The organism is Proteus vulgaris, from assembly GCF_011045815.1.
Taxonomy (GTDB): Bacteria; Pseudomonadota; Gammaproteobacteria; order Enterobacterales; family Enterobacteriaceae; genus Proteus; species Proteus vulgaris_B.
In genome coordinates, this window is record NZ_CP047344.1 from 3,785,420 (window position 1) to 3,798,810 (window position 13,391).

Sequence of the window (13,391 nt, forward strand, 5' to 3'; positions counted from 1 at the left end):
AGATAATTAACGAATGGTGTAATTAATATGGAGAATGATGTCGTTTAATGTCAGTAACATCTCTTTTTGCTTACTTGTTGCATCAGGGAAGCTTAAAGTCAGTGTACTGTTATCATTCACGGGTAAACCTTCAAAAGGCAGATAACGATCATCATTGAAGTTCAGTTGGAATTGACCACTGTCATTCATGCCATGAGAAATCGCAATTGCATTACAACCTCTTGGTTTCACCGCACTACCTCCATAATTCAGCACTGCTCTTATATTCTGATAAGTGCCTGTTAATGCTGGTAATGTCACACTAATTTGTTTAACTCGACGTAACTTACCTAAATCAGCAGGATAATCTTTGTCGATAGCTAAATCAGAGAGCTTAATTGAAGCTTGTAATTGACCATTTTTCAGCGTGATACCATTTTCTGTGGTACCCAGTATTGTCGCTTTCCCGTTGATAACATCAGACACTTTATCAAAGCCAAATTGATTGCTACTTAAGCCTTGATATACATCGTCCAGCGAAACAATTTTGGTAATTTCTAATGTGCGCTTATCTTTTTCAAGGTAGCTGTTTTCCATCTGAGTCAGGTTATGCATTAAGCTTTCACCCGCCATCAAACCAGAATAGTTACCTTGCCATGCACCAGGGCGAATAAAGGTTTGAGTTTCACCTAAATCGTACTGATAAGCTAATTCCGCCATACGACAACGAGATACGGTTAAGTCGTAGAAAGGCTTATAAATCGCCATTAATTTACCGCGTAACCAGTTATACAGGGCTGTATTGGTAAATTTATTTTGTAAGAAAGTTAAGTGCTCTTGCGTTTGTTGCTGTTGTAACTTCATACTCTCCAACTGCAAATTCGCGGCTTCTTTACGTACTTTCAGGGCTTCAAGTTGTGCATCAATTTGTTCCAACTCCGATTTTGCATTATCACGAGCCAGTTCCCATTCTTCACGGCGGCGGCGATAAGACTCAGATTGGCTTAATCTATCTGATGCAATATTGGTTGCAGAACCAGCCAGTTGTAATCCAATCGCGGTGGCATTAAATACTCCCCCTAAGCGTGAGCCCCCGACAGCCATACCGTAAATATTCGGCACCATATCTGCAACAGCACCTGCCATATTCAGCACTTGGCTCGATGTGTTCAGTACAGAAGACGCTAAACGAAGATCCATTGCCTGCTGCTCTAATGTACTAATATTGTCTTCATACAAATCACTATAATGGGTAAACCGTTTTTGAGCGCCAGCTTGTAATGCCTTTAATGCTTTTTCATTATGAGTAAACTCTTCAATATTCTTCGTTTGATATTTCATATTTTGCAGAATAATCTCGCTACCTTGCGTAGTGAGTAATTCTGATAATGCTTGTGCATCTTGACGCTCTGTAATGCTAGCAAGCGAGCTACCAAACTGTATTAACTGACTAACCACAGATTTTGCGCTATTTATAATCACAGGAAAGCGCTGTACTGGCATCATTGCATTTGGCAATGCACTGCCACCTTGAGATTGATTGACGGCCGCATTTTGTAATGCTTTAGGATCAGCCGGAGTTGCATAAATCGCTAACGACAAAGGTTGCCCATCAATCGATAAATTGTGACGTAAATTAAACAAACGTGTTTTTAACGTATCGCGGTATTGCGCTAATTTTTCATTAAGTTGCGGTAAAAAGAGTGACGTTAATGAGTTAGCAGTACGCGGTGATACGGTTTCTTCACTTCCTTCAGTCATCGTGCGTGTTGGTTGTTTGGTTTTTGATGCTGCCTCTGTTAATTTAGGCGCAGACCATACGTTATCACCTAATAACTCAGTTTCATCACCTAGCAATTTCAGCGCTTGCATATACCACATTTTGGCTTCATTTAATGCGTCGCGCTCTAATACACGGTAAGCACTGTCACCGCGATCCATGAGAATATCGAGGCACTTCATAAAGGTCGCTAACTTGTAATGCATAGGATCAGTTTGCGCCACGGCGTCTGGGTCGGTTGAATCGAGTTGATCTTTATCCCAAGCGGTATCAGTTAAAAGCGGCTGTGAATTCCAAGTACGATCAGCATGAATGCCATTCTCAATATACCCATTCGGGCTAAAGACATAACGTAACCAGCGGCTGGCTTCATCATAGTTTTGTCCTTCAAGCATCACACTGGCGACCATCATTGGGGTGTAATAAAATAACTCCCAGAAATAGATCGCATTGGCACCATTGAAATCCATCGTTTCATCCGTATTCCCCTCTAATGCAGGTTCAGGTAAACGCTGAGTATCCAACGTTAAAATGGTATCAATTCCTTTATTGGCACGTTTAACTAATTGGCGAGCAAATAAGGTATTTAAACGTACAAGCATAGACTTACTTGCAATACTCATTGACATATACTGAGCCATTGCTGAGTTTGTTTTTACTTTAATAACATTTCCTGAGCTCGCAACGATAACCTGCTTAACGTCAAATGAAAGCGCCTTTTCTGATAATACATTCGATTGTTTATCTTTAACTTTAACATTTACCGTTACCGTTGTTTTTCCATTTTTTGTAAACTCACTACTAGGAATGTCTAAACTAAGTGCACCGTCTACATTATTGAAATTATTAATACCATCATGAAATCCACTCTGATGACTCCATTCATTAACACTGTATTTTTTATTATTTTCAGCCGAGCTTATTTCAATACTAATGTCGCTGATTTTTTCCACTGTATTATTATAAACCGGATCTGAATTCTTAATAGGTAAAAGTCCATAGCCAGATAGGCCATAAATACCATAAATACCATCACCTAGGTTAAGACCAATTATAAGAGAACATTTTTCTTGTTTTGTTAATTTATAAATTTCTTCATCCATATCTAGAAAAAAATATTCAAATTGATTATAACCATCAATTAAATTGACTATTCTATCTGAATTTTCATTACCCATAAAATTATTTATACAAATACTAGGAAGATCGCTATTAACGCATAAATGGGTAAAATCAGAATCGATCTCATACTCATTATTTTCATCAACAATGTAGGCATAAATACTCTTCAATTTAAAATCAAAAATTAAATATAAAACCTTACCCGTATATTTACTAAATATCACCTCAAAATAAGGATCTGTTTTTTTACCTATTTTAACTCTAGTATAAAAAGTATCTTCAAATTTATCATTAGATTCTCCCTTGATAGATAATATTTTTCTTAGATGGATTTTTACACTGTCATCTGCTTCAATTGTTTTTTTAATTTCACATTTAATAGAGGCAGAAAAGGAGCATGTTATACGATTATTATTTAATGAAATTTTAGCATTATTAATTAAACTACCTTGTAATGAGGCAAGATCAGAATCTTTAACCATAACATCAGAGATAGGATCGCGTGAAATAGTGTAATTTGTTTTATCTTTTTTGATAAAATGATTATTTACAACCCTAATAGTACTTCCTTTAGAACCATCAAATATATCAAACTCATTTTTTGCATTAACATAAATGTTTTTAATTTCATCAGCTGTTCCTTTAGCAAAATTCAATTCATTATCAATATAATAAATTTCGAAATTATCTTTTTCAACTGAATACGTTTCTGACATTTTATAAAAAACAATCATTACTTTATCAAACTCATCACTATAACTGAGATAAAAATTGAGTTTATTTAGTTTGTCTAAGTCGTCTTGTATTTCATAATTAATAGGTGAACTCCAAGATCCATCATAACGAATATGAGAAAATTTTAAGTTATATCTAATTTCTTTTTCAATTTTTTCCGCAATATTATTTTTTGCGGTTTCGACACGTTCAATCCAAGCAATATATAAACGGCTATTAAAAATGACTGGGCGAATTAAATCATTATACGGATTTAAACCATTTTCAATTTTAGTCCATTCTGTCCACGCATTGGCCGCCATTTTGCTGTCTTTAATTTTGCTATGATCAGTACTGCGCCAATAATAACTCATTTGTTCTGCAGGGTTTCGACCAATAAAATAAGTAATACCATCATCTAATGTCACACTATCATGATAACCACTTAATACTTCTAAATTCGCAATTTGTTCAAATGAGGTTAAATAGGTTTTAAAAGCATCTTCTACCGTATCGCGATTAATACTATTTTGGCTAATAGACTGTAATAAAGTATCCATCATTTTGGTTTGTCCAATACGCATAGTCGGGTCAACATAGTTTTCAGGATAATAGACTAATTTCGAAACACCAGACCATGTGCTATAACGTTTATTAAACTCATTCCATTGTGCAAAGAAAGTCCGTCCTTTCACATTCTTATCAACATCCTTTTCATCACCTGATAAACAGTTATTGATATAAAATTGAATATTAGCAATCGCTTGTGCAATCGCAGTTGTCATAATTTCAGCAGAAACTTGGTTATCAATTAATAAATGGTGATAAACATCATCTCGACTGATTAATGATAGATTAGTGCTTTGATTGGCATAATATTGGGTTAATACTGTCGCTTTTTTCTCATCCATAACTTGAATAAATTTCGCGGTATTTTCACTATTTAATCCCGCTTGCATAATTTGTCCTAACTTATTCCACTTATCATAAGTACCTACCACATCATTATTTTCCGTGTATTTTAAATCAACTAATAATTTGAAATCACTTGGGGAAACACTGAGTGTTTTAGATAATTCAATATATTGAATAAGAACAGTAATATTTTGAAAATCTTTTAATGCTTTAGTTGGTGTTAATTCTAAGGCTTGAGTAATAGTTTCTTCATCAATATTTAAAATTGATGCCATTCTTTCAGTCGTTAATGATTGATTTTTAAGTTCAATTAAAAATTCATTCGCTCTATCGCCACATTGCGAAATAAAATGATGGAATTGAGTGATATGTTTTATTCTTTCAATTTTTAATTCACGATTTTCTTTAGGATAAAAACACTCTGTACGATAACTAATAATTTCTAATGTAGACTTATTTAACCCTATTTTATTTGAAACCAAGGTGATTTTTTTAAGTCGGTTAAAGAATCGTGCAATATCTACTTTATCTTGTTGAGTTAAATTATCTTTAATAATTATTGGTAATATATCTTTTAGATATCTATTACCCGGTTCTAGATCAACCCAATGTAATATCCAGTTCGCTTTTTCAATAGAGTCAATACCCATTTCAGCAGCAATAAATGATGCAACAACTGAGAATTGTTCTTCATAATCTTTTGGTACATTTTTTAATATCACTTTTAAATTATTAATTAACACTTCAAGTTCAGAGCTAAATTCAGACTCGTATTTTGATGAACAAATTAAAAACAGTTCACTTATCGTCCATTTTTCTTTTTTAGCAAATTTAACCACATCATTAATAGCATGAGATAAATTCCCCATATCATCTGATGTGGTATGAGTAAAAATTTCTTTATTAAATGGAGAAGGAAGAATATCAATAAGTAATACTAATTCATTAATAGATAAACCATTTACTTTAGACAATAAAAAGGTACGATATAACAATGAAAGATTAGTTAATGAACAAGTAAAGTCGCTAACACTGCCTGATGCTAACTGCCATAACATAACTAGTTCAATATCATTAATATTAAAAGCTCGTTTTAAAGTATTTAAACGAGTAATATCAGCAGCATTCGTTGCATTAGCGAAATCAAGAGCATGATTATCGTCAACAAAAAGAGTGTTATTAAGTGGTGGATTATTAAATAGTTGATCAAATACTGATTGTGTATTATTTAACGATGTTTTTGAAATTAATCCACTATTAAGCACAATTGCTTGTTCCACGGTAATATGATAATTATTCATCATCATTTGCATATGAAAAATAGCACTTAACATTTCTTTATCAATATTAAATTCACTATTTTTTGATTTAATTATGGTGATCACAGATAAGATAGGCATTCCTATCGCTTTATACAGCCTAATAATTTTATTTATATTTAATAGTTCTTTATTTGTTAACGCTTCTTTTTTATTAAATGCTTTTAAAATAAATCTGATATCTTTAACATCAACATCATAATATTCAGCGAGAAAACGAGAACTTTTTAATATTTCTTTATTAAGATTACCGAAATTTTTCTTAAATAAAGTATCAGTATCTTTATCAACATTCTCTGTTAAAATATTATAAAGTTCAGGAGAGATATCCGCTTGAATAGACGCTAACAGTGCTGAATCTAAAGTTTTAGTCACATCAGGGGATGACATTAAACTTTCAAGATTTCTATCTTGAAGCATAATAGCTTGGCGGATAGTTTCATAAGGTTGATGATAAGGAGTGCCACCAGTTAAACGGTTAGTCGCTAATTCACGAAATAAATCTTTACCACTACCTAATTTATTTTGTAGTGCAGTGGTTAGGATTTGATTAGATAAAGAAAGTGTAGAAACTTCTTTATCCATATTTTCTTGAGAAAGCACTAATTGCGCTAAATCAGGGCGACGTTTATCAAGATGATAAACAGAGCTTTCAGTATGTAAGGCTTTTGCTTCACGATAAAGCTCAGTTAAATAACCTACTGGTGAAAACATAGAAGCCACAGATTTGCCATCGACAAAAGTATCCCCTCTTTCTGGGATCCAATCACTTAATGCACGGCTTTGTGCTGATTGTGATTGAATACCTAACGTGACCGCACTTTGTACTTGAGGATTATTACGCGCTAAATAATGAGATTCATTCAATTTATTACGTTTTGCAGCTTCTTTTGCCTCTGTATATAATATTTTTGCTTCATTCCAAGTTAATTTTTCATCACTTAATGCCCGTATTTCATGCAATGATAATGGTGCTAATTCTTTTAATGTAATAGTTTCTGAAGTAGAAGATTTCATTTTCATTAAAAGCGTATTGATGTTTTTCATTAAATATTTCCCAATATAAGTTAATTAAAAATAGAGATAATTAAATTGCCGTTTCATCTCGAAAATTAAAATATCAAAAAAACAAAAGATGAAAGTTGAATTTTTTATAATTTGATATTGAGTTTTTTTATGCTTTATAGGTTGATTGCGATTTTCAATAAAAAATAACATTAAAAAAATAGACATAAGTAATAAATAAAATATAGTAATAACAAAAAATCAATCATTTGATTTTGTTATTTATAAAAAATACTATTATTTATTATCAAATTTAGTCGCCAATGTTATTTTTTAATTTATCTTCGATAATTTTTCACTTTTAGTCGCCAGGAAAATATTATTGACAAATATCAATGTAAAAATCTCATTCAAGTAGATTATTAATTTCAATTAATATGTCTTTGTGGAGAACACCTGCATGTTTTTCTCACGAAAAATAAATCAATTCTTTGCTGTTGCGACTTATCAAAGTCTAGTAAAAGCAGCAGAAAAAATTAATGTCACCCCATCTGCATTACGTCATGGTATTAATGAACTTGAAACTAAAATAGGTAAGTCATTGATTAAGCGCTCAAAAAATGGAATGACACTTACTCCGGCAGGAAAAACACTGTATGAGAGTCTATATCCCTATTATAAAAAAATTAGAAAAATCGAAAATCAGATCCTTGATTTAAATGAAGATAAGACATTGCTTTCAATTAAGTTAGATGGGCTTTATTATCCTGATTTGAAAACAAAATTATTGGAAATAAGACAAAAAAATAATAAGTATAAACTGTCTTTAGAAGATGGCTATATTGACGATATTAATGAGGAACTCTTCGATAAAGAATTTGATCTTGTGATCTCCTCTCTTGAATTTAACTATTCACATAAGAATATTAATACAATTAATTTATGCACTCAAAAAGTCGGCTTATTGGTCAATAAAAAACTCTTTGAAAAATATTCAGATACCAAAACATTCTTTGCTAAAGAAACGTTAATACAAAGGAACAGTTCTTTGCATAATCCGATATTTTCAACAATTTTAGATAGATTAAAAAAACAGGGTTACCAATATCATACTTTAGGTTTAACGGAGATGGCTGATGTATTGCAATGCATTGATGAAGGAGCTGGTTATTGCTTTATGCCTGAAAATATTCATTATATTTCAACGATCACAAATGATGAGGTGCAATTTATTCGCTCACCATTTCCTTTTGATATTTTTTTACATCAAAAGGTCTATTTTAAAAAAAATAATGATAAAAAATTAGCTGATATTGCAATGGCACTACGTTAATCAATTAAAACAGCGCATTGATGTAATCAGAGGTAAACCCACGATATTGTAAATAACGGATTTGTTTTGCTTTCTCTTTATAATCCTTGGGCTTGCCTGTGCCAAATTTTTTCTCTTTGACCTCTTGGCAAAGTGCGTACCAATCGGTGTCTGTTTCTTCTAATACACGCTCAATAATTTCGCTGGGAAATCCTTTTAGGCGTAATTCTTGGCGAATACGTAACGGCCCATAGGATTTATTTAAATAGCTACGAAAAAAACTATATATGGTTCGATTGTCATCAAGGTATTGGCTTTCAAGTAAGCGTTCGATTACTTGAGGCAAACATTCAGGAGCGGTAGGTGAATCTTTCTCCGTTTCGCGAATTCGGCGTTCGATTCGACGTTGTAGTTCTTTTGTACTGTAATCACGGCGAGACAACATAAAAATAGCGTACTGATAAAGCTCTTGATAGGTCATAACGTTCCTTTATTAAAAGAGTCCATGTGAAGTTGACTATTATCATAACGGTTTATCACTAAAATAGCTTATTTCGACGTTAATTTAATCAGTATTATAGAAAGCAATAAAACAGCAATAATTAAAAGAAGAATTATTATTCTCTTTTATAATTTTAATTGACTACTTTTATTAAGATTAGCTTAGGAAAAATAAGGTTTTTTACTTAATAAACCCTTAATAATCCTATAATAACGCGAAATGTAAGCATCTCTTACTGTATATCGCACTTATAGCTGGTGACCATCAATTAGAAAAAGATTAAAATTTACGGCTACTCTTTTACTACTTACTTTTTTAATTTTCTGTGGGTTATGTATGAACTTTTCCAATTTAAATAAGGTGGTATTGACCGCCTCCCTCCTTGCCACGAGTTTTTCTTATGCGGACAGCGATCGTCCTCTGCTCTCTTTAAGTGTGAGCCAATCAGGTGGCACTGCATTAAATAATGAAGGTTCGCTAGATACACGTACCCCAGCAAGCCAATCTCGTGTTTTACCAATTTGGGGTGATGAAGCCCGTGCTCGTGGTTATGATATTCCTGAGCCATTTGGTGCAAGCTATAGTTATATGAATCTACGTCAAGATATTATCGTGGATAAAATTGGTTTTTCGACACCTGCATGGCCTGAAATCAGCGATGTTGTCAAGATTGATGTGGGACACACTCGTGAAAAAAGTGAAACCCATATGCTTAAATTAGATAGTTGGGTGTTTCCTTTTTTCAATGTTTATGGTTTATACGGTAAAACTAAAGGTACTTCTCGCTCTGTTCTAAACGATGTTCGCGCTGACTTTGGTGGTGGTTTCGTTATCCCTGTTGCTCAAAACGAAATATTTAATTTAGATTTTGAAGGCAAAACTTATGGTGGAGGTTTTACTTTAGCGGGGGGTTATAACCAGTTCTTTGGTACTTTTGACTTAAACTACACCAAAACTAACCTTGATATTTTAGACGGTGATATTAAAGCGTTAGTGATTTCACCTCGTGTGGGTTATGAGTTTATCTTTGAACCGTTAATTTCTGGTCAAGGCAATACCAAACTGCAAGTGTGGACAGGTGCAATGTACCAAGATATTACTCAACGTTTTAGAGGTGATGTTAGCAAGTTAAATTTACCACCCAACTTTGAACAAATGGTCGGAATATTTGGTGGGGATATTAAATTCGATGTTGAACAGCATCTTGCTCATAAATGGAACCAAACAGTAGGTGCACGTTTAGAAGTCACACGTAACTTTAATGTCATTACAGAACTCGGTTTTAATAACCGTAATAGCTTTTTTGTCTCTGGTGAGTTCCGTTTTTAATGGTTAAATACCCTTTTATTTTTGGGCTGGCATTTGCCAGCCTCTTTACTTCACACACAGCACAAGCACAACTCTTTCCTGATAGACAACAAATAGACCAATGGTTAGTAGAATTAGGCGGAGAAAATAGCTTCGATCGCAGTAAAACTATCGACTGGGGTATTTTACCCGGGCCTTTCTATACGCCAGAATTAGAGTTTGGTGTAGGTATTGCGCTTGTTGGTCTTTATCAAGCAGATAGTCGCCCTGATAGCAAAATATCGTCACTCTCATTAAGTGGCTTTGGCTCCTCGACGGGGGCTTTTGGTATGACCTTTAGCAACTACACTTATCTCGCGGATGATACTTGGCGATTTTATCTCACTGGAACATTAAATAATGTACCAACTAATTATTGGGGTGAAGGTTATCACGAAGGGCGTGTAAAAGATCATTTCGGCGAATTTCGCTCTCAAGAATTGCGTCTAACGCCCACGTTACTGCGTCAAATCACTAAAAACACCTATATTGGTTTAGGCTGGGATTATTCAAATCTACAAGCCGCAGCCCCAGACGCCCCCTTTAAAGCGTATATGGATAAACGCGATTTACCTTTGCGCTCCACAAGCTCTGGGTTAAGTCTCCGCTTTACTTACGACAGCCGTGATTTTTTACCTAATGCGAGCCGAGGTCAGGCATTTGATATCAGCTATACCCATTATTCACCGGATACTGGCAGTAATAACCGCTTTAATGCGACACAGATACAATATAATTACTATTATCCTTTGAGTGATACCGCAGTATTGGCATTTGATAACTATGCACGTTTTACATCAGGTGATGTGCCTTGGAGCCAATTATCTAAACTGAGTAATGGGCACCAAATGCGAGGCTATTATGAGGGGCGATATCAAGATAATCATGTTTTTTCAACCCAAGTTGAGTACCGTAAAAAACTCGATTGGCGACATGGCATTGCACTTTGGGTTGGCGGTGGTACGTTAAGTGATCAAGCGCGTGACTTAGGTCAAGGCCATTGGTTACCGAGTGTTGGCATCGGTTATCGATTTGAGTTCAAACCTCGCATGAATGTACGCCTTGATTTTGGTATCGGTAAAGAAAGCACAGGATTCTATTTTCAAGTAGGTGAAGCATTTTGATGTTTAAGCGGTTTCTTTTTATCAACACCATTGTCTTCTTCTTATTTATTGCAGGTTGTACTCAAGTCACACCTGTTAAATCTCTGCATGCCAATCTTGATAGTGTTACCAATGAAAAGGCAACACAGATTTGGCAAATACCCGCACCACTAACAGCACCTAATGGCTTGAGACCTTGTTGTGCTTTTGGTTATAACTTAAAAGTCAAAGCGTTTGAAATACCCGTGCCTTTTTATCGTATTGATAATGTAGTTGAAGCTTCGACATTAGGTAATCATCGTTATAACGATAGCTTTTGGCTTGGTACAGCAGCCGTATTAGGTTTTGGGAGTGAGAAATCAGGTTTGATTTACTCTCATAAAGGGGGATTCCTCGATATCGCCCATATTCGTGATACCGCAGATTATACTTACTACCTCTTTAGTCATATCTATCCAAAGTTAGGCCAAGAATGGACGCTAACACTAAGCAATGAACTAGCACAACGTAAAATACACTTTAATGCTTTTACCCCACCTAAAGATGAAATAGAACGCTATACCTTAAGTGCTTATCTTGCCGCACGATTAGGTTATCGTCTTGCGGTATGGCATGAAATTGCACAATGGTATGGTTTTCGTTCTGTGCCGGGATTCTCCGAAGGTATCTCTGCATTTTCACCTGAAGATCTCTACTCAAACTTAATTGGTGCACGACTTTCACTCACTTTGATCCTTAATGGTCACGCCACCAGCCTTGAGCACTATAATCAATCAATGCAGGGCATCATTCCTTCCGCGCTCTACCAATTAGAAGCTCAACCTCGTCAATTAACACAACAATGGTTTGATATAATTGATGGACAATGGTGGGATAGTCAACAACGTGTTCCTGACAAATTTTTAGTTTTAATGCGTGATTATCATATCTCAGATATGCGGTATCCGGTGTTACCTTTTGAGGAAACCGCATCTCCACACTACCTCACATTACCTAGTGCTTATTCTGGTTATGTTTTAGAACAATTAGCAGAATTTCAGCTTTGGCCAACAACGCAAATGGCAAATTTACCATATCCAAAAACCTATTGGCATGAGGCGGATTTTACTGATTTAACAGAAAAAGCACGTGAAATTGATAATAAAACCAGACCAAAAACAACAAAAATTGACTAAATAACAAACAAAATTGACACATTAAAAACCCTTAATTTTACTAAATTTGGGTTAAGTCGCGGGTTTTTATATAAGATAAATTTAAGTTTTTGCCAAAAAAGCATTTTTTGTTAAAGGAAAAAAGCGATTATAAAACGTGGCCTTCCAGTAAACCTTATACATTTAGTTAACAAATCACTCGTAGTTATCCTAATGTGAGGTGATATTTTGTAGCTATGAAAAAAGTAATTTGCTAGTATTCGTTCGATTTTTATCCAGTTAAACGAGGAGAAGCAATGCCCTCTCAATTGATGAGGACAAGTGCCGTCTTCGCTTTCTTGATTTCACTACTATTTACTGGTGTAAGTTTTGCTTCAACCAGTACCAGCAGTTCCCAGATACTGCAGGCGTATTCTTTCAAAAGCACGTCAACACCGTTGCCAGATTTGAAAAGATACCCTTCGGGAACACAGCGTAAGAAAGCGTTTTTAAATGTCATAGTTCCTATTATTGACAATGTTAATAATAAGATAATGAGAGATCGTGAGTGGTTAACTGCTCAACGTAAAGCCCAGCACTGGGGCAGCGCAGATTTAAAAAAACTGCGTGAAATCTGTCAATACTATGGCGTCACATGTACCAGCCCTAAAAAAGTAAATTGGGATTCGTTACTGACTCGCGTTGATATTATTCCGACACACTTTGTCGCAACGCAAGCCGCTACAGAATCTGGCTGGGGAACATCAAAGTTGGCACAACAAAATAACAATCTGTTCGGTATGCGATGTGGGAGTCAGTCTTGCAATAACGTTCCAGGGAAAACAAAAGGCTATGCAGCCTACCCTGATATTGAAGGCTCAGTGATTGCTTATATGCGTAATCTCAATACGCACCGCGCCTATAATTCATTGCGCTCCTCAAGAGCACAGCAAAGAATGACGCAGCAACAACTCGACTCTCGCCAGTTAATCACTGACTTGAAAGGTTACTCAGAATTGGGTTCAAGTTATAACGATTATCTGACCGAAATGTTCGACTCAAATAAAAAACTGATCACTCAAGTTCAGTTGCAGTCGAAACAAGATAGTTAAGCCTTAACAGGCTTTCATCTGGCAAAAAGCCACTTTTCTTTCTAGAGA

At 34.8% G+C, this 13,391-nt stretch carries 7 protein-coding genes; 5 read left to right on the forward strand and 2 right to left on the reverse strand.

Annotated features, from left to right (window positions below):
* Positions 1–6: 6 nt before the first annotated feature.
* Entirely contained in the window at positions 7–6,876 is a 6,870-nt protein-coding gene (locus GTH24_RS17780; protein WP_164526774.1) for a neuraminidase-like domain-containing protein, read from the reverse strand.
* A 418-nt stretch (positions 6,877–7,294) separates the two neighbouring features.
* Here GTH24_RS17780 and GTH24_RS17785 point away from each other — a divergent pair, with 418 nt between their 5' ends.
* Positions 7,295–8,167, forward strand: coding sequence for a LysR family transcriptional regulator (locus GTH24_RS17785; RefSeq protein ID WP_072069092.1), 873 nt, complete (start codon positions 7,295–7,297; stop codon positions 8,165–8,167).
* Between the two features lie 4 nt (positions 8,168–8,171).
* Here GTH24_RS17785 and GTH24_RS17790 read toward each other — a convergent pair whose 3' ends face one another.
* Entirely contained in the window at positions 8,172–8,627 is a 456-nt protein-coding gene (locus GTH24_RS17790) for a regulatory protein RecX (protein WP_072069093.1), read from the reverse strand.
* A 357-nt stretch (positions 8,628–8,984) separates the two neighbouring features.
* Between GTH24_RS17790 and GTH24_RS17795 the strand changes: the two genes are divergently transcribed.
* The 4 genes from GTH24_RS17795 (at position 8,985) to GTH24_RS17810 (ending at position 13,343) form a co-directional block, all read left to right on the forward strand.
* On the forward strand, positions 8,985–9,977 hold the full coding sequence (locus GTH24_RS17795) for a hypothetical protein (RefSeq protein ID WP_164526775.1): 993 nt from the start codon (positions 8,985–8,987) through the stop codon (positions 9,975–9,977).
* Positions 9,977–11,119, forward strand: a complete 1,143-nt coding sequence (locus GTH24_RS17800; RefSeq protein WP_164526776.1) for a BamA/TamA family outer membrane protein — start codon at positions 9,977–9,979, stop codon at positions 11,117–11,119. The genes GTH24_RS17795 and GTH24_RS17800 overlap by 1 nt, the downstream gene beginning before the upstream one ends.
* Positions 11,119–12,273, forward strand: a complete 1,155-nt coding sequence (locus tag GTH24_RS17805) for a DUF4056 domain-containing protein (protein WP_164526777.1) — start codon at positions 11,119–11,121, stop codon at positions 12,271–12,273. Before GTH24_RS17800 ends, GTH24_RS17805 begins: the two co-directional genes overlap by 1 nt.
* 275 nt (positions 12,274–12,548) lie before the next feature.
* Entirely contained in the window at positions 12,549–13,343 is a 795-nt protein-coding gene (locus GTH24_RS17810) for a protein bax (RefSeq protein WP_109408381.1), read from the forward strand.
* Positions 13,344–13,391 lie beyond the last annotated feature (48 nt).

Coding starts and splice junctions, on each gene's coding strand:
- GTH24_RS17780 (WP_164526774.1), bottom strand. CDS start 6,876: ATGAAAAACATCAATACGCTTTTAATGAAAATGAAATCTTCTACTTCA.
- GTH24_RS17785 (WP_072069092.1), top strand. CDS start 7,295: ATGTTTTTCTCACGAAAAATAAATCAATTCTTTGCTGTTGCGACTTAT.
- GTH24_RS17790 (WP_072069093.1), bottom strand. CDS start 8,627: ATGACCTATCAAGAGCTTTATCAGTACGCTATTTTTATGTTGTCTCGC.
- GTH24_RS17795 (WP_164526775.1), top strand. CDS start 8,985: ATGAACTTTTCCAATTTAAATAAGGTGGTATTGACCGCCTCCCTCCTT.
- GTH24_RS17800 (WP_164526776.1), top strand. CDS start 9,977: ATGGTTAAATACCCTTTTATTTTTGGGCTGGCATTTGCCAGCCTCTTT.
- GTH24_RS17805 (WP_164526777.1), top strand. CDS start 11,119: ATGTTTAAGCGGTTTCTTTTTATCAACACCATTGTCTTCTTCTTATTT.
- GTH24_RS17810 (WP_109408381.1), top strand. CDS start 12,549: ATGCCCTCTCAATTGATGAGGACAAGTGCCGTCTTCGCTTTCTTGATT.